Source organism: Glutamicibacter sp. NPDC087673 (assembly GCF_044743255.1).
Classification (GTDB): domain Bacteria; phylum Actinomycetota; class Actinomycetes; order Actinomycetales; family Micrococcaceae; genus Glutamicibacter.
Genome location: NZ_JBIUWB010000001.1, coordinates 495,862 through 515,636, shown reverse-complemented (window position 1 = coordinate 515,636; position 19,775 = coordinate 495,862). Strand labels below are relative to the sequence as shown.

Here is a 19,775-nt window from a genome sequence, read left to right as displayed (position 1 = left end):
AGCCCGGAGCGGCCGCCGCGATACCCGGCCGCTCCCTGCACCGGGCCTACGCCGGGGTGCGGATCAGTTTCTTGTTCGCGAACTCCATGATTCCCGCGGCCCCCAGCTCGCGGCCGAAGCCAGAGCGCTTGGTCCCGCCGAAGGGCAAGTCCGGCTGGCTGCCGGCCATGCCGTTGATGACCACCATGCCGGCTTCCAACTGATCGGCCACAGCATGTGCCTGATCGAGGTCCGTGCTGAAGACCGTGGCGCCCAGCCCGTAGGGACTGTCATTTGCCAGGTCAACTGCGTGATCGGTGTCCTGCGCGCGGAGCAGCACCGCGACCGGCCCAAAGATCTCCTCGTGGAATGCGCGCATCTGCGGTGTGACTCCGGTCAAGACCATGGGCTCCATGAAAGCATCCCCGGTGCGTTCGGTTGCCGAGCCCACCAGCAGCTGCGCACCCTGCGCCAACGCATCATCGACAATGTCAAGAATTTCCTCCTTTGCCGCCGCCGAATACAGCGGGCCGAGGAAGGTCTTCGGATCCATCGGGTCGCCGCAGGCAATGCCGGAGACCGCCTGGGCGAGGGAATCGGCGAATTCGTCATATGCCTCATCCAGCACGATTAATCGCTTGGATGAGATGCAGGCCTGGCCGGCGTTGGCGAAGCGGCCGGTGACCGCGGCCTTTACGCTCAACGGCAAGTTGCCGTTATCGAGCACCAGAAGCGGGTCCGAACCGCCCAGCTCCAGCACGACCTTCTTCAGGTGCTTGCCTGCCTGGGCCGCCACCGCGGCCCCGGCATTCTCCGAGCCGGTCAGCGAGACCCCCTGAACATGCCTGGATGCGATCAGCGCGTCGATGTCCTTCGAGGATGCCAGCAGGTTGATATACGCATCCTCAGGAATGCCGGCCTCTATGCACTGCAGCGCGAGCAATTCGGCGCGCCGATCGCCAGCTATCAGCTGGTGCAGGAAAAGCTGGCCACTATGCTCTCGGACCTGACCAGCATGCAGCTGATGTGCACCAGGATGGCGCAGCTGCAGGAACGGGACGAGCTGACCGCACCGATGGCCTCGTTGATCAAGATGACCACCTCGCGCAAGGCGTTGGCCATGTGCCGCGAGGCGCGCGACATGATGGCCGGCAACGGAATGCTGCTGGAAAACCACGTGGCCCGCCACCTGACCGACATGGAAGTGGTGTCGACCTACGAAGGCACCGATTCCATGCAGGCCTTGATCGTGGGGCGCGATATCACCGGAATCTCGGCCTTCACTCGCAAGCAGTCTTCTCGCTAGGGCGGAATCTCAGCCGCAAGCGCGCTAATTCCAGACCTGCACGGCACTGCCTGGCCTCTTCGGAGGCCAGGCAGTGCTGTACTCTCGTACGAGAACTCGATACGCGGGCAAAGGATTGTTATTTCATGCTCATCCGCAATGCCCGCCCCTGGGGCGGTTCGCCCAGCGACATCCTGATCGAGGGCGGCAAGATCTCAGCGATCTGCGCGCACGACCCGCAGCGCGTCTTGGAGGACACCGATGTCGATGGCCGCGGGCGCATCCTGATCCCCTCCTTCTCCGACGTGCATGTGCACCTGGATTCCACGCGCATCGGCTTGCCCTTCCGCGAGCACACCGGACGCCCCGGGGTGTGGGGAATGATGAGCAACGACCGGGAGAACTGGCGCGATGCCGAAATCAGCTTGCCCGAGCGCGTGGCCGGAACCCTGGAACGGATGATCGCCCGCGGCACCACCCGGGTGCGTTCCTTCGCCCAGGTGGATATGGATGCCAAGCTGGAGAAGTACGAAGCCGTGGTGGCCGCGAAAGAGAAATTTGCCGACGAGGCCGAGGTGCAGATTATGGTCTTCCCGCAGGCCGGGATCCTGCGCGAACCGGGCACCGAGAAGTATTTGGAGGATGCGCTGGAAGCCGGTGCGGATGCCATGGGCGGCATCGACCCCTGCGCACTGGACCGCGACCCGGTCCGCCACCTCGACGTGGTGTTCGGGCTGGCCGATAAATACCAGCTGGATATCGACGTGCACCTGCACGAGCCCGGTGCGCTCGCCGTCTTCTCGGCAGAGCTGATTGCCGAACGCACCCGGGCGCTGGGCATGCAGGGCAGGGTCAACCTGTCCCATGCCTACGAGCTGGGCAGCGTCAGCGAGGCTGCCAGCCGCCGGCTGATCGACACCTTCGCCGAGCTGGACATCTCGCTGACTTCCGTTGCGCCCAGCACCTCCAATCATCTGCCGCTGGTGGACCTGGTTGGAGCCGGGGTGCGCTTCGGCCTGGGCGAGGACGGGCAGCGCGACTACTGGAGCCCCTACGGGAACTGCGATCTGCTGGACCGGACCTGGCAGCTGGCTTTCGTCAACGGCTTCCGCCAGGACGAGCTGATCGGGCATGCGCTGGCCGTGGCCACCATGGGCGGTGCCTCGATCATGGACCGCACGGTGCCGCGCCTGGCTTCGGTGGCCGACCGCCCGGGGGTGGCTGCTGGAGACCGCGCCGACCTGGTGCTGGTGGATGGCGAGACTATCTCCTCCACCGTGATGGACCGGGGCACCGACCGCACGGTCATCCACGACGGTCGCGTGGTGGCCGAGGGGTTGAGAGTGCTGTCGGTCGGGAATCCGTACTGAGCGGACGCGCTGCCGCTAGCGGTGGCGCAGCGATGCCACCCACGGTTCGCCGAAGATCAGCTGGGTGCGGCAGTGCGCCACCTGGGGCAGTGCCAGCAACTTGTCGATGATCAGTGTCTGCAGTTCGGTGCTGTTGGCCACCGCGACATGGACCAGATAGTCCTCGCTGCCGCTGACGTTGTACAGCGCCAGGGTTTCGGGCAAAGCTAGGGCCTTCTGCACGAAGTCGTTGGCAGTGTCGCGGGCGTGCGGACGGATCTGGATTCCCAAAAACGCCTGCTCGCCCTTGCCCAGCAGGCTAGGCAGTACATGGGCGCGGGTAGCCACGATGGTGCCATTGCGGCGCATGCGCCGGATCCGCTCCAGGCAGGTGCTGGGCGCGACCCCCACCTCGGCCGCGATCTCCTTGTTCGGCATCGTGGCATCAACCTGCAGCAATTCCAGTATTGCCCAATCTACCGAATCCAATTCGGGAGATTTGATTGATTTCATTTCTGAGTCACTCATGGACTGATTCTAGCGAATTTGACCCCTAGTCTGAATCTGGAATAGCAGTTGAGGCTGGAGAGATGGCATGGGGATCGAATCATGGGTGGCATTTGCCCTGGCGCTATTGGTGGCGTTGGCAGTGCCCGGCCCCGACCTGGCCCTGGTGGTGCAGGCGGCCACGCGCTCGGTCCAGCAAGGCGTGTCCATGGCTGCAGGAGTAGTCACCGGGCTGATGATGCATGCGCTGCTGGCGGTGGCCGGGTTGACCGCGCTGCTGATTTTGGCGCCAGGGGCCATGGCCGCCGCCCAGATTCTGGGTGCCGTGGTGCTGCTGTGGATGGGGGCCAGCATGCTGCGCGCCGGGTTGCCTCGGGCGGACAGCACCGTGCCGGCCCAGACCCCACAGGCCCGGAGCGGCTACGCCCGCGGGCTGCTCACCAATGCAACCAACCCCAAGGCACTGCTGTTCTTCGCTGCCATCCTGCCGCAGTTCATCGGGCAAGCCGAAGGCGCCTCAGTCCGGACCGCGTTGCTTTGCGCAACGGTGGTCCTCGGGGCCGGTCTGTGGTGGGCCGGGGCCATCACGGTCATCCGGTTCTCCGGCGTGCATCGATCGCCATCCGCCGGCCGCATCGTGACCTTGGCCGGCGGGGTATCCTTGGTGGCAATTGCCCTCGGACTGCTAGCTGCCGCGGTGCTGGGGCTGGCTGATCCGATTGCCGGATGGCACCGGTAAACCACGAAATCGATAGGGCGCTCATCGGCTGCCTGTTGGAAAGGAAGAGCAAATGACCCGCATTCTGATTGCCGGTGCCGGTGCGACCGGCGGCGCGCTGGGAGCACGCCTGCTGGCGGCCGGAAGGGACGTGACTTTTCTGGTGCGTGAACGCCGCCAGGCCCAGCTTGCCGATCATGGACTGCGCTTCAGCGCCCCGGATTCCCAAGGTACCTGGCCGGTTCGGGCAGTCACCGCTATCGCGGGTGAAGAGCCCTTCGACCTGGTGATCGTCGCGGTCAAAGCCCCGGCTCTGGCCTCGCTGATCCCGGAACTGGCCGGCGCTATGGGAAATCGCACCCGCATCCTGCCGCTGCTCAACGGCATGGCCCATATCGACGCCCTGGAGCAGGCCTTCGGCGGGCGGGTGCTCGGCGGCATTGTGAAGATCGTTGCCACGCTGGATGAGCAGGCAGTCGTCCAGCAACTGACCGGCCTGTGCCAGCTGGGTCTCGGCGGTCTGCACGGACAGGAGATCCCCGAGCCGATCATCGAGGCTCTTGATGTGGGTGGCATCGAGCTTGGAGTGCTCGACGATGTTCTCGCCCGGCTCTGGGAGAAGTGGGCTTTCATCGCCGCGGCCGGGGTGATCACCTGCCTGTTCCGCGGGAATATCGGCGATATCCTCGCCGCCGGGGGAGAGCCCAAGATCCGCGAAGCCGTCGGCGAATGCGAACGGATCGCGTCCGCGGCCGGTTATCCGGTCAGCGAGGCGGGGCATGAGCAGTCCATCGGGCTGCTGACCGAGCCGGGCAGCTCGTTCACCGCCTCGCTCTACCGCGACCTGGGCCACGGCACTCCTGTCGAGGCCGAGCACATCATCGGGGATCTGGCCGCCCGGGCACAGCAGCTGGGTGTGGCCGCCCCGCTGCTGGATGCCGCGCTGCTCCAGCTGCGCACCCACCAGCAATCGCTGGACCGTGCCGGCACTTCCGCCGCCGGATAAGACGAAGGCCGCGGTGCCGGAACCATAGAGTCCCTGTACCGCGGCCTTCGACGGCAGCAAGCTAGGTGGCGCGCAGCGCGGCAAACGTCGCCGAAGCGACCTCGGTGACCGCACGCTCCCAGTCGCCGAGCAGGCCCAGGACGTTCTGCCCATCGGCGCGCCGGGCGTCCAGCTGCCCGGCCAGCGCGGCCAGGGTCCCGGTGCGCAGCTCGGTGTTCAAATTGACCTTGCCCACCCCGAAGGAAATGGAACGCGAGAGGTCCGCAGGCGCGATGCCCGACGCCCCGTGCAGCACCAGCGGTACCGGTGATTCGGCATTGATGGCTTCCAGCACATCCCAATGGATCTTCGGTTCGCCCTTGTAGCGGCCGTGGACATTGCCGATGGCCACGGCCAGCAGCTGCGCGCCGCTGTCCTGGACGAACCGGGCCACCTGCGCCGGATCGGTCAGCTGGGAGGCGCTCTGCTCGAAGGCCTTGTCCTCGTTGCCCGGCAGGGCACCCAGCTCGGCTTCCAGCACTACGTCCGGACCGATCAGCGAACGCACCTGCTGGACGAAGGCGGTATTCTCCTCCAGCGTCCCGGCCGAGCCGTCGGCCAGCACCGCGGTGGCGCCGGCCTGCACGGCGCGGGCGATCAGTTGCGCGTCGCTGGCATGGTCCAGCTGGATGGCTACCGGAACGGCGGCCTGCTCGCCCAGGGTGCGCAGGGCCGTGATCAGCCGCAGGCCCGCGGTGGAGGCGGCGGACTTCGGCGCGACATTCAGAATGACCGCGCAGTCCTGGGCTTCGGCCTCGGCGACCACGGCTAGTGCAGTGGTGAAGTCGTAGCAGGTGAAAGCCGGGACGGCATGCCCTGCGGCAACGGCCTGGGCGACCATCTGGTTCATGGGGGTGAGCATCGGGATGATTACACTCCTGCAGCGGTGATGATGGCGTAGGTGATGGCGGTGAGCGCGAATCCGGCCACGCCCAGCACCGTGGTCAGCACGGTCCAGGTGCGCAGTCCCTCGGCCACGGACAGGCCCAGGAAGCGGGTGACAATCCAGAAGCCCGAGTCGTTCACGTGGCTCAGGCCGAAGGCGCCGAAGCCCACCGCGGCCAGGATCAGCGCGGTCTGCACGGTGGAATAGCCGCCGGCTTCCACCGCTGCGGCCAGCAGGCCGGTGGTGGTGATGATCGCGACCGTGGCAGAACCCTGCGAGGCGCGCAGGATGGCGGCCAGGATGAAGGCCATCACGATGATCGGCAGTCCTGCCGAGGACAGCGACTGCGCCAGCACGGTGCCGATGCCCGATTCGGTGAGCACCTTGCCGAACACGCCGCCGGCCCCGGTCACCAGGATCACGATGGCCGCCGGGGCCAGGGCCGAGTCCATGACCTTGCCGGTCTGCTCGCTGCTCCAGCCGCTGCGCACGCCCAGCAGGTAGTAGGCCGCCAGCACGGTGACCAGCAGCGCGACAGCAGGGGATCCGACAAAGCCCAGGATATTCGCGGCAGTTGATTCCGCGGGCACCAGCGAACCACCCACGGTGCCGAGCATGATCATCACGATCGGCAGCAGGATCATCGAAATGACCATGGACGAGGTCGGGGCCTTGGTCTTGGCCAGGGTGGTGCCGGCTCCGGAAGCGCCGAAGGATTCGAACTGCTCGGCGGTTTCGGGAAGCATCGTGATCTCGCGGCGGTTGATGCGCTTGGCCACGAAGTAGCTCAAGACGCCCAGCGGGGCGCAGAACGCCAGTCCCAGGATGGTGGCCCAGCCGATATCGGCGCCGAGGATCTCTGCGCCGCCGACGACACCCGGATGCGGCGGAACCACAACGTGGATGGCCAGCATGATTGCGCCCACCGGCAGGCCGATCTTCACCGGAGGGACGCCCAGGGCCTTGGCGAAGCCGTAGATGATCGGCACCAGGACGATGAAGCCCACGTCGAAGAACACCGGAACGGCCAGCAGGAAGGCCGCGGTGGTCAGCGCGGCGATCACCCGGCGCGGGCCGAAGAGCGCGGTGAAGCGGGTGGAAAGCACCTGGGCTCCGCCGGAAATCTCAATGACCTTGCCGAGCATCGCGCCCAGGCCCACCAGCACGGCCACGGTGCCCAGCGTGCCGCCCATGCCAGTGGTCACCAGGCCGGCCACCTCCTGGATCGGGATGCCCGCGGCCAGGGCCACGAGCATGCTGACCAGCAGCAGGACGATGAAGGCGGGCATCTTGAACTTGATGACGCCGAGCAGCAGCAGGGCTACTCCGGCCACTGCGATCAGTAGCAGCATTAGCGGGCTCATGGGTTGTGTCGTCTCCTTTGACGCGGTGCGCGGGTGTCGAACTCGCGCGCTGATGACTTTACTGGGCAGCCTTCGGGGCTACGACCTTGATGACTGCGGAATCGTCGGCCGCGGCCAGCTCGTGGGCTTCGCCCAGCAGGTAGAGCTGTTCGGCCGCCGAGGCCACCGGGGTGGACAGGTGCAGGGAGCGGGCCGCGGAGGTCACGATGCCCATGTCCTTGACGAAGATGTCCAGGCGCGAGAGCACTTCGGCGCCGTCCTCGGAGTAGGCCTCGAGCATGCGCGGGCCGCGGTTGCCGAGCATGAAGGAGTTCGCGGCGCCGGCCTGCAGCGCTTCCAGGGTGGTGGCCTGGTCCAGGCCGAGCTTGTCCGCCAGGGCCAGGGCCTCCGCGGCCGCGGCGATGTGCACGCCGCACAGCAGCTGGTTCACCGTCTTCAGGGCCTGGCCATCGCCGGGCTTGTCGCCCACGATGCTCAGGGTGGAGGCCAGCAGCTCCAGCACCGGGCGGACCTTCTCCAGCTGATCCGGCTCGGCTCCGACCACGATCAGCAGGTCGCCTTCGCCGGCGCGCACCGGGCCGCCGGAGAGCGGCGCGTCCACCAGGCCCAAGCCCAGTTCGGCCAGGCGCTTGGCGGTGGCGGGCACCGCTTCCAGGCCAACGGTGGAGGTCAGGATGACCACTGCGCCGGCTTTGAGCTGCCCGGCCACGCCCTGCTCGCCGAAGAGCACGGCATCCAGCTGCTCGCCGTTGCGTACTGCCAGCAGCAGTGCATCAGCGCCGGTGACCGCTTCGCGGGCGGAAGCGAAGGTAGTGATGCCCGACTGGCTGGCCAGGGCCATGCGTTCGGCCGAGATGTCGAATCCGTTGACTTCCAGCTTGGTGGCCAGGCGGGTTGCCATGGGCAGGCCCATGGCGCCCAGGCCGAGGACTGCAACTTTGGTAGTGCTCATTGGGATCTCCAAGAAATTGTAAAGAATGGTTAGAAAGTGGCGCTCAGCTTGGCGGTGACGGCGGTCAGCGAGCTGTCGTCGCCCACGTTGCCGGCGAAGACGATGTAGGGGATGCCGGCGGCAGGTCCGTCCACCGATTCCCAGAGCGAGACAATGCCCGGGAGCATCGGCCCGCGCACGATGGCATGGCGGATTTCCAGGCCATGGGCGGCGACATCCGAGGAGGTGATCCCGCCCTTGGCGATCACGAAGCGCGGGGGAGTGGCGTGCAGGATCAGGTTGACGACCGAAACCACCGCAGCGCTCACGGTGCGGGCGATCTCCAGCGACTGCGCCGCGTCATCGGTTTTCACCAGCTTGCGCGAGGTGTGCACGATGACATCCTGGGTGGCCAGGGCGGCGCTGATCTGCGCGGCCTTGCCCTTCAGGTAGGCCTCGGAGCCGTCGGCGAGGATTTCCGGGACGTCCAGCTCGATCACCGTGGCATTCGAGTGCCGGCTGGTCAGGTCGGCCAGCTGGCGGGTGGTCACGCCCACGTGGGAGCCCACCACGATCAGCCCGCCGGCGGTGCGCCGCTCGGCACCGTTGCCCGCGTAGATCTCCTCGGCAGACAATGGCTGCCGTTGCTGCTGGCCGATGCGGGCACGCACGAAGGGCGGGCCCACGCGGCACAGCACGCGGGTTCCGGCCGCTTCGGCCTGCTGCAGGCCCTCGGACAAGGCCAGCAGGTCATTTTCCGTGACGATATCCGCGGTGGCGACCTGTGCGTTGGAAGCTTCGGCCAGGCGGGTGGCGATGGAGGAAGCGCCGGAACGGATGGTGTCCAAGTCCAGGACCATCACGTCCTTGGCCGCGATGCGCCCGGCGGTCTTCTCGGCGACGTAGTCCGGCAGATAGCTGGTGCTGAATCCGAAGGTGGCGTCTTTGGCAAACTCAGTCTCGCTGACCTTGGCGACCTGGCCATCGATGGTGCGCATGTAGTGCTCGCCGGCCACGGTGATCCGCCCGGCTTCGCCGAAAGCAGGAACCATCAGCACGGCATCCACCGAGGAATCCGGATCCACGGCGGCCACGGTGGCGGCCAAGGTGTCGGTTTCCAGCGGGAAATGCCCGCGCAGGGTGGAGTCGCTACGGCTGACAAAGGACACCGACAGGCCGGTTTCCGCCGCTGCCTGCAAGGCGGCCCGGGCTACCTGCTCATTGCGCAGTGCGGCGTCGTCGGCGTCCAGGGAGCGGGTGTTGGTGAGCACGTAGACGGCCAGCGGGCGTTCGCCATCCAGCTGCAGGGCGAAGGCCCAGCGGAAGTCCTCGACTTCCCAGCTGGTGAGCACCGGAAGTTTGCTGACCGATTGGGTTCCGGTCGGGTCGTCATCCAGGACCACCAGCACGCTGCCGGTGGAGCGCGCGGCCTCGACGATTTTCGCGGGCGCGATCTCGCGCTCCGGGAGGTATCCGGCGAGCAACTCGGACTCAAGCATGGTCAAGGACTCCTTTGTCATTGGGCAATGCCTCGGCATCATAGGTAAGATGTCAGACATCTGTCATGACGATTAGTGTTACATGGATCGCGGTCAGCCGCAACTGCCTGCGGGACATAGACTGGACAAGTCTTTGGCGGGATGAATTGTCCCGGGGATGGAGGAAGCATGGCCCGGAAGTCATTGGTCGTAGAGGTCGCCGACAGCGTCTTGGACCGCATAGTCAGCGGTGAACTGTCGGTTGACGAGTTGATTCCTGGCGAGCTGGAACTCTGCGAGACCCTGGAAGTCAGCCGGATGACGGTGCGCGAAGCGATCAAGACACTCGCGGCGCAGAACATCATCCGCGTCGAACGGGGCCGCGGGACCTATGTGAATCCGGTCAACATGTGGAACTCGCTGGAGGCGGTAGTACGCGCCACAACCGCCGGCGTGGGGGCGGCGGCGGCTGCCGTGCAGCTGATCGAGTTGCGCCGCATGCTGGAAACCGGCGCCTGCGAGCTGGCCGCCTCGCGGATCACCGAGGAGCAGCTGGCAGCAATGGGAGAACTGCTCGAAGCCATGCGCGCAGCACACGCGGCCGCCGATCTGGACGGCTTTGTCGAAGCGGACCTGGAATTCCACGACGTGATCCTGCGGGCCTCGGGCAATGTTTTCGTTTCGGCGCTCTACGAGCCGCTGGGCCGAGTGCTCTCCTCACGGCGGCGCGAGACCAGCGCCTTCGCGCAGATCCAGCAGCACGCCATCGCCGAGCACGAGCAGATCCTCGTTGCGCTACAGCGGCGCGACAGTTCCCAAGCACGCCAAGCCATGGACAACCACATGCAGCAAACGCTGGATGATTTGAACACCTTCGTGCTCAATCGATAGCCACCCAGCCAATTGCCGTTTGGCACCCTGGCGGGAACGCGGTATCCAGGGATACGGAGTGCATCCCTGCGTGCTGGGCCATGAGCAGCTGACCGGGATGCATGGCAATGACGCAGAAGCCGAGCTCAGGCGTTGAAACTCTCGGCGAGCAGGCGATAGGCATCCAACCGGTCTGCCGGGTCGCAGACCAAGGTATTGAGCATCAGCTCGTCGGCACCGTGCTCCTCGGCCAAGGCCAGTAACCGGTCGTGGACCTGGTCCGGGGTGCCTACGATCAGCGCCTTGCTGCGCTCCTCGGCACGGGCCAGTTCCTGCGTATTCCACGGGTGGCTCGCCGCCGTTGCCGTCGAGGGGATCGGTCCATCGTGGCCGAGGTCCTTGCGCACGCGCCAGAGCAAGAGCGCATTGGCCAGGGCCTGCGCCTTCTCTTCGGTTGAGGCGGTGGCAAAGCGAACGGCCAGCACGGTGTGGGCGGCGTGCCCTGCGTTGGCCGCGGCCTCGCGGTAGGCCCGGGTGGCAGGCTCGCCGCCAGCAGGGCGCAGGAAGTGCCCATGGACGTAGCCCGCCCCGAGCATTCCAGGCAAGGGCGCGGTGGAACCGCCGGCGCCCAGTACCCAGACGCGGCCTGCCGGTTCGGTATCCGAGGGCTCGTGGACGGCGTCCAGATCATGCACCAGGGTGGCAATCTTCTGCGCGTAATGCGGGTCCGAGAGTGCAGCGCGGCCCACACCGATGTCCACCCGGTCCGGGTGCACGGCGGCCAGCAGGCCCATGGCTTCGGAGACCTTCTGCGCCTGGTAGTCCGGCAGCAAGATGGCACCGGTGCCGACCCGAATGGTCTCCGTGCGTTCCAAAGCCAGCGCGGTCATCATTTCCGGGGCGGCACTGGCGAAGGATTTCGAGTGGTGGTGCTCGGCAAACCAGATGCGGTGGTAGCCCAGCGCTTCCGCATCCTGAGCCAATTGCAGGCCGCTGGACAAGGCCTGGCCTGCGGTGGGGGCATGCTCGATGAGCGGGACCTGGTCAAGTATGGAAAGCCTCATGCAGGCAGCCCTGCTTTGCGATTCTCCGGGGCAAGCTGCAGCTGCATGATCATGTCCTTTCAACGGCGAGGGTCCAGTCAGTGAGCTTACCGCGTTGCGCAGGGCTGCGGGGCATCCAAGACGCGGCAGGCAGGGGGGAGCGCTGGCGATCCTTGCCTCCACCCTGAGGGGGAGGCGGGGCAACGGATATCATTCCCGGTCGGGAGGACATCGCCGGCGCGCGGAACTAGTGTTGACACGTAGAGAAAGCAGCAGCTGCGTCCACCTGAGAAAAGGAATCCCATGCACGGCACTTCGCGTTCAGCATCCAACCGCACTTCGACCTGGCTGGCGGCCAGTTCCGCAGCGCTTGTCCTCGGCATGGGCCTGACTGGATGCGGCGCCATTGAAAGCTTCGACAAATCGACTGCGGATGCCTGGGCGGTGACCTACGAGATCACCGTGAGCGGGGAAGCCGCCGATGCGCTGAGTGATGTGTCCTACCTGGACTCGCCCAGCCGCGGCGAAGACTCGGCCGAAGTGACCGAGCAAGCGGTGGCCACGACCAGCGGTGCTGGCAAGAACAGCGAATCAATCTGGACTGCGCAGAGCGTCATCACGGCCGAAAAGGATGCAGCCATCGCGGCTACGCCTGCCGCAGGCAGCACCGCCACCTGCCGGATCCTGCTCGACGGGGTAAAGGAGATCGCGGCGCAAACCGGCAAGCCCGGCGAACGCGTGGAATGCGCCGTAACGACCCCTGCCTTCGGGGAAAAATTGAACCCGGCATCAGCCAAACCATGATCGGAGCGGGTATCGGAAGCATTTGATGAGTAGTTGGCGTGCTCCGAAACCAAGCGAGCATCCCCAGAGGTCGGGGGAGTGCCAGCGCCTATCTGGCACTAGCCACGAAGATAAAATGCCGAAGCCCTGCAGCTATCAAACAGCTGTAACCCTGCGGCAGTCCGCGAATGCAATTGCCCTTCATCAAGTTAATTTTCGACGATTTATAGAAAGCAAATTCTCTAGTAGTTGACTCATTCGCCATAGGATGCGATCAGCGCGACGGTGCGCTTCGGGAGTCGGACTTTGAATGGAGATGGGGTATAGGATGGCACCTTCAGAGAAGCCAGTACAAACCACCACCGACGGGCGCTACCTGATAATCAAGGGGCGGCGGTGGAGAGCCAGTGATCCCTCGATCCCTGCGAAATTACGACAAGAGCTGGTCAACGAGCTGATGTCAGCCCGCCGGGCAGTCAAGCAAGGCGAAATCGGCGCTAGCAAGCGTGTGAATAATGCCAAGCTCGCACTGGGCGAACGTGGACAGCCGTGGTGGGAGGAGCCGGAATCGGATTCAATGGGAGAGCGAATTCGCGCGACCATTCGCAGCTTGCTGAGCCATAGGGCAAACACGTCAATCTGCCCGAGTGATGTTGCACGCATAGTGGGCGGGCCGGACGAAGGGTGGCGTAAGTACATGGGACAAGTGCGCCAGATTGCCGCGGCATTGGCCGTGCAAGGTGAAGTCGTTGCAACTCAAAATGGCGAGCCCGTGGAAGCTGACGGTGTCAAAGGGCCAATTCGGATTAGACGCCGACACCCAGGCGAATAAAATTGCCCGATCTCTAGGGGAAGAACCGAGAATATGCTGGCACCGAGGTCTTCATGCCCGGTGAAGAGGGAGTGCTTCGGGCAAGGAGTCGACCCTCTAGACGCCGTGCTCGGTGACCATGAGCCGGCTGTGGTCGCTAAGCTATCGACCGTAATGCTGGAGCGCTTTAAAGAGGCAGTAGCTGTCGTCTTCGCGGTCAATATCGAGCATAACTCGGTAGGGGATGAACTTTTTCGCTGAGCTCCTGGAATCCGTCCTTAAATGTTTAACTGCCGAAGTTCCAACGAAAGGAGGCAGTCGACTGAAGTGGACGCTGCGTCCCAGGTAACTTTACGTGCTGATGGTGAGCATTTCTTAATGATTTTCACGAAAAGGCGTCATTGAAAGGGAACTGGCAGGCAGAAGATCCCGGTTCGAAGGCTACGAAAGGGGAGCATCATCGCTTCATGGGTAATGCCATCACGCTTTGTGCACTTTGTTGTGGCTTAGTGGCTGTTCTGGATCCTGGTATCCGCAACCCTGGATAGAGGACCGAGGCCAACAACTAGCCCCCAGAAGAAGCCCGGTTCTGGCCCATTAGCGGTCCAACCCAACATGGGTATTGACCAGCCATGAGAATGAGCCAGGACCGCTGGGCTGAAGGGCTTACTGGCTGGCGCCCGCCGCGACGGGCGCTTCTGCGTGGCAGCGTTCCGGGAGAGGATATCGAGCCGGTGAGGTGGTTCGCGACTGCATAGCGGGGCAGGCTGGGATCTTGTGGGCGACGGCAGTGTTCTTCCAGAATTTCACACGGAACTCAGCAATGAGCTCGGTCGCCAGGCGTTCGAAGAACTCTTCCATGGTGAGTCGATCAGCGCAGGCCCTGGTGACTTTCAGTGCTGCTTGGGGGACGGTGACATGCATCATGTGCAGTTCTTCGTTTTGCTGATCGAGCATGGCCACCAGCACTGCACGGCCATGGATTGATGCCATGCCCATGGCATCGTTGAGCGATTCGGCAGGCTGCGTCATGACGATCGGCATTCCCTGCGCCCAGCCGTAGTCGGACAGGTGGGACTTGCCTTCACGGGTGGCGAGAAAATCAGCGACTCTGACTGCGGTTCGGGTTCGTGCGATTCGACCTGGCATTTTAGATACTTCCCTTTCGTGCACTGCTCATGAAAAATATCGATGTGGACGTAATTCTCCGCAGTGAGATGCGCTTCGGAAAGGTCCCGTCGTTTTGGTGGTGCCGCTCTTGGCGTGCGGCGGGTGCTGCAGATCCTAGGCCATGCTCAAATCTGCATGGGATCCATCTGATTCACTTCCCAAACTGGTAGGTTCGAACCCTAAACCAGTGGTGGGGGCCAGCGAAGGTGCGGTGGAAGGCTGATCGAGCCAATGTGCTGGGAGTCCAGCTTCGGGCGCGTGCTCTGGTGCTGCGAGCAGGCTCTCCTTGCCGGCGACGGCGAACTGCAGATTCTTCACCTCGAATCGGACACCGAGCGCTGTCTCCATCTGCGGCATGAGGGTGTCGTTGACATATTGCATCAGCGAGGATACGTCCCGTTCACTCTTCGCGGTGCAGGCCAAATTCACGACCAGCTGCTCCGGGGACCCGGTAATGGTGCATATTGCTGAATGCACCGCGTCCCGGCTCCGACACTCTTCAGAGGCGAAGGCGGCGATCTTGTGGATTCGCGTGGTCCACGAATTGGTGTCATGCATCGTTGTTTCTACGGGAACTGCTAAGGATTCTTTCATCTTTCACTCCGGTACTGATAGCTGTTTCGTAGTAGAATATCTTTAGACAAGCTAACTATTAGATAGGTTACATGATTTTTTCTGTGTTGAGCAAGCTGGACCTCGCGAAGAAGGGTATTGGAACCCCAGGGGTTGCGGGCATGGCGTTCGCATCCGGCGGAAGGAGTTTTCATGAGTAGGTATCAAGCCAGTGGGTATTGGTACGGCGAGGGCCGTTCGGTGCCCGAGGCGGTGGATTTGTTGAATCTGATGCGCAAGTACCGCGAGGCGGAGCGCAAGATGCGAGCTGCGACCCGCGGTTCGATGGGAATGAATGAGACCGATATGTCGGCGCTGCGCTTCCTGCTCGCTGCGCACCGTAAGGGGTTGGTTCCCCGCCAGCGGGATTTTGCTGAGGAACTGGGGATCTCCAATGCTTCGGTGTCGGTATTGATCGACCGGTTATGCCGCGATGGGTATGCCGAGCGTATTGTGCATCCTGCAGATCGGCGGTCTGTGGGAATTGTGCCCACTGACTACAGTGATACGGACGTTCGAGGAACGCTGCATCGGATGCATGAGCAGATGATGGATGCCGTATGCACGCTCTCCGAGGCCGAGAGGGTTGCGGTTGCCAAGTTCCTGAAGGCCATGATCCGCAGCGTCGAGATCGAGGACGAGCCAAGCCAGCCTTCCAGGGGGAAATCTCAGATGGCGGAGAGCACCGCGTCTTCCCGGTAGGTGCAGAGCGCATAGCACCGCTTTATCCACGCTGGAAGATCTGACCGATACCCTAGTTAGCAGACCGACCAAGGGATAGTAGCCCGTTTAGTTTCCTTCAGTGATTTTGATTCTCCACGTGCTCTAGTTGAGTGATCGTCTGACGCGCGAGGGGCCTAGTTCCTGTGTTTCTGAAGACAGGTTTCTGAGGAAAACCTTGTGGAAGCTGTCGCAGGCAACTTGGACGCGTAAGTTAGACGAAACCAGAAAGTATTTAGCCTTTCTAACAAGTTAGGATGATGCAAATGCCACGAAAGCACGTTGATGTAAGTGTCAGTCATGCTGAGTTCGAGGATCTGAATAACGCTCTGGAGGACCATCGAGATGGTTTCAAGAAGATGGCCGAAGAAGCGACTAATGGCTTCGGCTTAGAGCCGGCCTACTGGGAAGGACGGGCCCAGGAAGTCGAGGGTCTACGCGAGACGATTCACGAGCACAGTACTGATGAACTGGAACAGTTTGAGTCTTCCACCAGAGAAGCGGACACTGGCCCCGAGGTTGATTCGGCTCGGGATCGGGACTTTGAATCCGATTCTCGCCAGTGAGCAACCGGCGCAGGCATGCGAGAGGCACTTCATGACACGGCAACGGTCCACCACTATTCCGTGGTGGACCGTTGCTCTGCAGGTGCAGTTAGGCACGCTTGCGCGTGAGCAATCCCCTAATGACTAGTACGATCAGAGAACCGCCAATGACCAGGACCCAGCTGGACAGGGACCAGAACTGGTCCACGCCTTCGCCGAAGACTGCTGAGCCGATCCAGCCACCTACGATTGCGCCGACGACGCCCAGCAGCAAAGTAGCGAGCCGTCCGCCGCCCTGCTCTCCGGGTTTGATGGCCTTGGCAATAGCACCGGCGATCAGTCCCAAAACGATCCAACTTAAAATATCCATGGGTTCTTCTCGACTAGTTCGTATTGGGTCTTGCCCGTTGGCGGCGACACTCGCCCCTTGTCCAGCAAGCTACCCGCAGCTGCCATCCAGCAGGCGCACAGCGAACGGCACGTGGCGGCGATAGAATTGCAAGGAGAGCCGAGGTGTACCCGGCGGGCGGGAAGGCAAAGCAAAGCAGTGGACCCAAGGATTTCATCGCGCAAGGACAGGCAGAACTTTCCTGCCGCTGCGCTGCCCTCGGGCCGCGGCCTGCCTGCCCTGAGGCAGATCCTCGGTTTCCTCCTGCGCGTGCTGAAGCTTGGGCACGTGCGCGTTTTCCGCTACCTGGCGGTGATCACCACCTTGCAGGCAGCTAATGGCTTGCTGGTCATCCCTGCGATCAAGTACCTCTTCGGCCTGGCGCTGGAAATCAGCAAGCTGAACAACGTCACCGACCGGACCTACACCGTGCTGCTGGCCCATCCGGTCTCGGTGCTGCTCCTGCTGGCCATCGCGGTGCTGGCACTGGGCGCGGTGAGCGTGCAGTTCGTAGCACTGATCGTGATGGTCAACCGCCAGCAATCCGGGAAGCCTCCCAACCTGCGGGCCGAGTGCCGCGAGACCGCCGCCTGCCTTGGCCGGATGCTGTCCTACCCCTCGCCGCTGATGATGGTGTACTTTTTCCTCGCCCTGCCGCTGGGCGGCTTGGGCCTGTCTTCGGTGCTGATCCAGGGTGTGGGGATCCCGCCCTTCGTGACCCGCGAGTACCTCAAGGCGCCGCTGAGCACGGGGATCTACCTGCTGATGATCGGGGCGATCATCTACGCCAACCTCCGCCTGGTGCTCACCTTGCCGCTGCTGGCTGTCGGGCCGAAGCGGCCGCTGGCTGCCTTGGGCACCAGCCTGAAGGCCACGCACCGCAACAGCCTGCGCTACCTGCTGCTGATCGGGATCCCGCTGGGAGTCTGCGCCCTGTGCGCCTCGCTGCTGGTCGAGGCGCTGGTATGGACCTCGGATCTGGCCGCCAGCCTGCTCGGCGTGCAGAACTCCGCGCTGGTGGCGACCCTGTGCATCGGCGTGGGACACACGCTCGGTTTCCTGCTGATCGGAGCCGCGACCGTGGTGGCGATCCAGATTGTGGTGGCCCTGAGCCGCGAGCACCTGGCACTGCCCGTCACCCTGCAGGAGCGCTCGCAGCGGCATCGCAGCGCGCAGTCGCGCGCACTGAAGGCCACCGCCGGGACCGCGGCCGCGGCCTTGGTGCTTTCAGCGAGCTTTGCCGCATCCCCTGCCTTGGGGCAGACCGCAACGGGAGCCGGGGACGCGCAGATCCTGGCCCACCGCGGCTACTCGGCGGGCGGGGTGGAAAACACCTTGGGAGCCCTGGAAGCCGCGGCAACGCATCAGGCCGACATCGTCGAGGCCGATTTCCAGGAAACCGCGGACGGGCATTTCGTAGCCAGCCACGATACCAACCTGCTGGTGGTCGCCGGGGTGAACCGGAACATCCACGAGATGACCCTGGCCGAAGTCCGGAAGGTCACCGTGCGCGAAGGCGGCTTCGCCGACCGCATCCCCACCATGCAGGAGTACCTGGAGCACGCCGATGAGCTGGGCATCCCGGTGCTCGTGGAGCTGAAGGTCACCGGCCACGAATCCAAGGGCTACCTGGAGCGCTTCCTGGCGCAGCTGGACGCGACCGGGACCACCACGCAGAACATCTACCATTCGCTCAGCCCCCGGGCAGTCAAGGAAATCAAGGCGCAGCGCCCCGAGCTGCGGGTCGGGCTGACCGTGGCCATGAGCGTGGGCGGGCTGCCGAAGGCGAACGCCGATTTCTACACCCTGGAGCAGGCCTCCTTCACCCGCGAATTCCTGGAGCAGGCCCACGCGCTGGACCGGGAGGTGTATGCCTGGACCGTTAATGACGAGTCCACCATCCGCGAGCTGCTGGGCCTCGGCGTGGACGGCATCGTCACCGACAACGTGGAACTGGCCATCCGGGACCGCTACCTGGTGGCCAACAACCCCGCCGCGGAGTACCGGGTGGGTTCCGCGCTGGCGTACCTGGACATCTTCCGCTAGATTCCGGCGCTCAGGGCGTCTCCGGATAGGTGCCATCGCCCAAATCCGGATTTGCCAGCGACTGCAACGGATCATGCAAGAACACCCGACGCCCTTCATTGCGCAGCCGGCGCAGCCCTTCCAAGGTCATTCGCCGGGCCACATCGGTGAAGGAGAAGACCCGGGAAATATCCACATGCACGTCTCCGTCGAAACGCGACTCGGACATGATATCGAGCAGTTCGGCAGCAGCGGTGAACTGCACGTTGCCCTGCAGCGAGAAGGTCTCGCGCGTGCCGCCGCGCTGCACGTCGATGACATCGAGCCGGCCATGGCTCGGGGCCAGCAGGTGCATGCCCATGTCCGTGGACAGCCGCTCGAAGGCCCGCCGCGCCCGCTGGCTGTTGCCGTGCGAATCCAGCCGCGGCGAGAACGCGCCGATGCCCACCTGGTCCGGCAGCACGCCCACCAGCCCGCCGGCCACCCCGCTCTTGGCGGGGATCCCGACGCGGGTCAGCCAGTCGCCGGCCCCGTCGTACATTCCGGCCACCGCCATCACCGACATCACCTGGCGGGCCGTGGCCTCGTCCATGATCCGCTCGTGCGTGCACGGCTGCACCCCGCCATTGGCCAAGGTGGCGGCCATCGCCGACAGATCCGCCACGGTGACCAGGATGGAGCACTGGCGGGTGTAGCCGGTGACCACCTCATGCGGGTCATCGTCGATGATCCCGTGCTTGCGCAGCATGTGGGCCATGGACAGGTTGTGGTCCGCGGTGCCCAGCTCCGAGTTGAAGACCGCTTCGTCGATGCGCAGCCGGCGCCCGGCCAGTGCGGAGAACAAATCCAGTGCCCGGTCAACGCGCTGCTCGCCGGTGGCGTCGGCGCCGACCATCAGGCCGTGGGCGGCGATCGCCCCGGCATTGATCATCGGGTTCTTCGGCCGATTGGTGCCATCCTCCAGCGACAGCTCGTTGAAGGCCTCGCCCGAAGGCTCCACCCCGATATGTTCCAGCACATGCTCCAGCCCGCGGTCCATGATGGCCGCCGCGTAGGCGAAGGGCTTGGAGATGGACTGGATGGTGAACTCGATCCCGGCATCCCCGGCGCTGTAGGTGCTGCCCATAGCGGTGGTCACGGCCAGGGCGAAGAAATCCGGATTGGCGTCGGCCAGTTCGGGAATGTAGCCGGCGCGCTGCCCGGAGGTGTCGTCGCGCAGCGCATCGAGCACTTCGTGGAGGTAATCGGGAATCGGATTCTTCATGG

The 19,775-nt window shown here is 64.1% G+C and carries 21 protein-coding genes; 10 read left to right on the top strand and 11 right to left on the bottom strand.

Annotation, left to right across the window (positions count from 1 at the left end):
• Window positions 1-46: 46 nt before the first annotated feature.
• Window positions 47-922, bottom strand: a complete 876-nt coding sequence (locus tag ACIOTL_RS02440; protein WP_400341620.1) for an aldehyde dehydrogenase family protein — start codon at window positions 920-922, stop codon at window positions 47-49.
• Here ACIOTL_RS02440 and ACIOTL_RS02435 point away from each other — a divergent pair.
• Together ACIOTL_RS02435 and ACIOTL_RS02430 are read left to right on the top strand one after the other, a co-directional pair.
• Entirely contained in the window at window positions 821-1,285 is a 465-nt protein-coding gene (locus ACIOTL_RS02435) for an acyl-CoA dehydrogenase family protein (RefSeq protein ID WP_400341618.1), read from the top strand. The two genes, ACIOTL_RS02440 and ACIOTL_RS02435, sit on opposite strands and share 102 nt — an antisense overlap.
• A 125-nt stretch (window positions 1,286-1,410) precedes the next feature.
• Complete coding sequence (locus tag ACIOTL_RS02430) at window positions 1,411-2,634, top strand: amidohydrolase family protein (RefSeq protein WP_400341616.1); 1,224 nt, start codon at window positions 1,411-1,413, stop codon at window positions 2,632-2,634.
• A 15-nt stretch (window positions 2,635-2,649) separates the two neighbouring features.
• On the opposite strand, the gene ACIOTL_RS02425 is transcribed toward ACIOTL_RS02430, so the two are convergent.
• The gene (locus ACIOTL_RS02425; protein ID WP_332727784.1) at window positions 2,650-3,141 is read right to left on the bottom strand and encodes an Lrp/AsnC family transcriptional regulator; all 492 of its coding nucleotides are present in this window, start codon (window positions 3,139-3,141) and stop codon (window positions 2,650-2,652) included.
• Between the two features lie 67 nt (window positions 3,142-3,208).
• Between ACIOTL_RS02425 and ACIOTL_RS02420 the strand changes: the two genes are divergently transcribed.
• Both ACIOTL_RS02420 and ACIOTL_RS02415 read left to right on the top strand, forming a co-directional pair.
• Window positions 3,209-3,859 carry a LysE family translocator gene (locus tag ACIOTL_RS02420; protein ID WP_400341614.1) on the top strand — a complete coding sequence of 217 codons (651 nt, stop codon included), beginning with the start codon at window positions 3,209-3,211 and terminating at the stop codon, window positions 3,857-3,859.
• 52 nt (window positions 3,860-3,911) lie between these two features.
• Window positions 3,912-4,844, top strand: coding sequence for a 2-dehydropantoate 2-reductase (locus ACIOTL_RS02415; RefSeq protein WP_388025909.1), 933 nt, complete (start codon window positions 3,912-3,914; stop codon window positions 4,842-4,844).
• A gap of 61 nt (window positions 4,845-4,905) precedes the next feature.
• Here the strand turns inward: ACIOTL_RS02415 and ACIOTL_RS02410 are convergent, their stop codons facing one another.
• From ACIOTL_RS02410 to ACIOTL_RS02395, 4 genes are read right to left on the bottom strand one after another with little or no spacing between them, the layout of a single operon-like run.
• Entirely contained in the window at window positions 4,906-5,745 is an 840-nt protein-coding gene (locus ACIOTL_RS02410; protein ID WP_400341612.1) for a class II fructose-bisphosphate aldolase, read from the bottom strand.
• 8 nt (window positions 5,746-5,753) lie between these two features.
• Window positions 5,754-7,133, bottom strand: coding sequence for a GntP family transporter (locus tag ACIOTL_RS02405; protein ID WP_400341610.1), 1,380 nt, complete (start codon window positions 7,131-7,133; stop codon window positions 5,754-5,756).
• Between the two features lie 58 nt (window positions 7,134-7,191).
• Window positions 7,192-8,085 carry an NAD(P)-dependent oxidoreductase gene (locus tag ACIOTL_RS02400; RefSeq protein ID WP_400341608.1) on the bottom strand — a complete coding sequence of 298 codons (894 nt, stop codon included), beginning with the start codon at window positions 8,083-8,085 and terminating at the stop codon, window positions 7,192-7,194.
• 29 nt (window positions 8,086-8,114) lie between these two features.
• Window positions 8,115-9,563: a four-carbon acid sugar kinase family protein gene (locus ACIOTL_RS02395; protein ID WP_400341606.1), complete on the bottom strand. Its 1,449-nt coding sequence runs from the start codon at window positions 9,561-9,563 to the stop codon at window positions 8,115-8,117.
• A 168-nt stretch (window positions 9,564-9,731) separates the two neighbouring features.
• Between ACIOTL_RS02395 and ACIOTL_RS02390 the strand changes: the two genes are divergently transcribed.
• Window positions 9,732-10,433 (top strand): FadR/GntR family transcriptional regulator, encoded by a 702-nt coding sequence (locus ACIOTL_RS02390; RefSeq protein ID WP_332498852.1) that lies wholly within the window; start codon window positions 9,732-9,734, stop codon window positions 10,431-10,433.
• A gap of 125 nt (window positions 10,434-10,558) precedes the next feature.
• Here the strand turns inward: ACIOTL_RS02390 and ACIOTL_RS02385 are convergent, their stop codons facing one another.
• On the bottom strand, window positions 10,559-11,476 hold the full coding sequence (locus ACIOTL_RS02385) for an MsnO8 family LLM class oxidoreductase (RefSeq protein ID WP_400341604.1): 918 nt from the start codon (window positions 11,474-11,476) through the stop codon (window positions 10,559-10,561).
• Window positions 11,477-11,758: 282 nt separating this feature from the next.
• On the opposite strand from ACIOTL_RS02385, the gene ACIOTL_RS02380 reads away from it, so the two are divergent.
• Window positions 11,759-12,259 (top strand): hypothetical protein, encoded by a 501-nt coding sequence (locus ACIOTL_RS02380; protein ID WP_105658936.1) that lies wholly within the window; start codon window positions 11,759-11,761, stop codon window positions 12,257-12,259.
• 307 nt (window positions 12,260-12,566) lie between these two features.
• Window positions 12,567-13,070, top strand: coding sequence for a DUF3253 domain-containing protein (locus tag ACIOTL_RS02375; RefSeq protein ID WP_105658963.1), 504 nt, complete (start codon window positions 12,567-12,569; stop codon window positions 13,068-13,070).
• Window positions 13,071-13,715: 645 nt separating this feature from the next.
• On the opposite strand, the gene ACIOTL_RS02370 is transcribed toward ACIOTL_RS02375, so the two are convergent.
• Both ACIOTL_RS02370 and ACIOTL_RS02365 read right to left on the bottom strand, forming a co-directional pair.
• The gene (locus tag ACIOTL_RS02370) at window positions 13,716-14,198 is read right to left on the bottom strand and encodes a hypothetical protein (protein WP_400341602.1); all 483 of its coding nucleotides are present in this window, start codon (window positions 14,196-14,198) and stop codon (window positions 13,716-13,718) included.
• 135 nt (window positions 14,199-14,333) lie between these two features.
• Window positions 14,334-14,777, bottom strand: coding sequence for a hypothetical protein (locus tag ACIOTL_RS02365; protein ID WP_332488113.1), 444 nt, complete (start codon window positions 14,775-14,777; stop codon window positions 14,334-14,336).
• Between the two features lie 207 nt (window positions 14,778-14,984).
• Here ACIOTL_RS02365 and ACIOTL_RS02360 point away from each other — a divergent pair, with 207 nt between their 5' ends.
• Entirely contained in the window at window positions 14,985-15,533 is a 549-nt protein-coding gene (locus tag ACIOTL_RS02360; RefSeq protein WP_133833958.1) for a MarR family winged helix-turn-helix transcriptional regulator, read from the top strand.
• 284 nt (window positions 15,534-15,817) lie between these two features.
• Window positions 15,818-16,117, top strand: a complete 300-nt coding sequence (locus ACIOTL_RS02355) for a hypothetical protein (protein ID WP_133833959.1) — start codon at window positions 15,818-15,820, stop codon at window positions 16,115-16,117.
• A gap of 88 nt (window positions 16,118-16,205) precedes the next feature.
• Here the strand turns inward: ACIOTL_RS02355 and ACIOTL_RS02350 are convergent, their stop codons facing one another.
• Window positions 16,206-16,466, bottom strand: coding sequence for a GlsB/YeaQ/YmgE family stress response membrane protein (locus ACIOTL_RS02350; RefSeq protein ID WP_400341600.1), 261 nt, complete (start codon window positions 16,464-16,466; stop codon window positions 16,206-16,208).
• A 177-nt stretch (window positions 16,467-16,643) separates the two neighbouring features.
• Here ACIOTL_RS02350 and ACIOTL_RS02345 point away from each other — a divergent pair, with 177 nt between their 5' ends.
• The gene (locus ACIOTL_RS02345; protein ID WP_105658943.1) at window positions 16,644-18,530 is read left to right on the top strand and encodes a glycerophosphodiester phosphodiesterase; all 1,887 of its coding nucleotides are present in this window, start codon (window positions 16,644-16,646) and stop codon (window positions 18,528-18,530) included.
• Window positions 18,531-18,540: 10 nt separating this feature from the next.
• Here ACIOTL_RS02345 and ACIOTL_RS02340 read toward each other — a convergent pair whose 3' ends face one another.
• A complete protein-coding gene (locus tag ACIOTL_RS02340) occupies window positions 18,541-19,773 on the bottom strand; it encodes a glutaminase (RefSeq protein ID WP_332488118.1) in 1,233 nt (410 codons plus the stop codon).
• Window positions 19,774-19,775: the final 2 nt, after the last annotated feature.

Coding starts and splice junctions, on each gene's coding strand:
- ACIOTL_RS02435 (WP_400341618.1), top strand. CDS start 821: ATGCCTGGATGCGATCAGCGCGTCGATGTCCTTCGAGGATGCCAGCAG.
- ACIOTL_RS02410 (WP_400341612.1), bottom strand. CDS start 5,745: ATGCTCACCCCCATGAACCAGATGGTCGCCCAGGCCGTTGCCGCAGGG.
- ACIOTL_RS02415 (WP_388025909.1), top strand. CDS start 3,912: ATGACCCGCATTCTGATTGCCGGTGCCGGTGCGACCGGCGGCGCGCTG.
- ACIOTL_RS02385 (WP_400341604.1), bottom strand. CDS start 11,476: ATGAGGCTTTCCATACTTGACCAGGTCCCGCTCATCGAGCATGCCCCC.
- ACIOTL_RS02350 (WP_400341600.1), bottom strand. CDS start 16,466: ATGGATATTTTAAGTTGGATCGTTTTGGGACTGATCGCCGGTGCTATT.
- ACIOTL_RS02375 (WP_105658963.1), top strand. CDS start 12,567: ATGGCACCTTCAGAGAAGCCAGTACAAACCACCACCGACGGGCGCTAC.
- ACIOTL_RS02355 (WP_133833959.1), top strand. CDS start 15,818: ATGCCACGAAAGCACGTTGATGTAAGTGTCAGTCATGCTGAGTTCGAG.
- ACIOTL_RS02430 (WP_400341616.1), top strand. CDS start 1,411: ATGCTCATCCGCAATGCCCGCCCCTGGGGCGGTTCGCCCAGCGACATC.
- ACIOTL_RS02405 (WP_400341610.1), bottom strand. CDS start 7,133: ATGAGCCCGCTAATGCTGCTACTGATCGCAGTGGCCGGAGTAGCCCTG.
- ACIOTL_RS02390 (WP_332498852.1), top strand. CDS start 9,732: ATGGCCCGGAAGTCATTGGTCGTAGAGGTCGCCGACAGCGTCTTGGAC.
- ACIOTL_RS02380 (WP_105658936.1), top strand. CDS start 11,759: ATGCACGGCACTTCGCGTTCAGCATCCAACCGCACTTCGACCTGGCTG.
- ACIOTL_RS02370 (WP_400341602.1), bottom strand. CDS start 14,198: ATGCCAGGTCGAATCGCACGAACCCGAACCGCAGTCAGAGTCGCTGAT.
- ACIOTL_RS02420 (WP_400341614.1), top strand. CDS start 3,209: ATGGGGATCGAATCATGGGTGGCATTTGCCCTGGCGCTATTGGTGGCG.
- ACIOTL_RS02400 (WP_400341608.1), bottom strand. CDS start 8,085: ATGAGCACTACCAAAGTTGCAGTCCTCGGCCTGGGCGCCATGGGCCTG.
- ACIOTL_RS02395 (WP_400341606.1), bottom strand. CDS start 9,563: ATGCTTGAGTCCGAGTTGCTCGCCGGATACCTCCCGGAGCGCGAGATC.
- ACIOTL_RS02340 (WP_332488118.1), bottom strand. CDS start 19,773: ATGAAGAATCCGATTCCCGATTACCTCCACGAAGTGCTCGATGCGCTG.
- ACIOTL_RS02365 (WP_332488113.1), bottom strand. CDS start 14,777: ATGCATGACACCAATTCGTGGACCACGCGAATCCACAAGATCGCCGCC.
- ACIOTL_RS02360 (WP_133833958.1), top strand. CDS start 14,985: ATGAGTAGGTATCAAGCCAGTGGGTATTGGTACGGCGAGGGCCGTTCG.
- ACIOTL_RS02425 (WP_332727784.1), bottom strand. CDS start 3,141: ATGAGTGACTCAGAAATGAAATCAATCAAATCTCCCGAATTGGATTCG.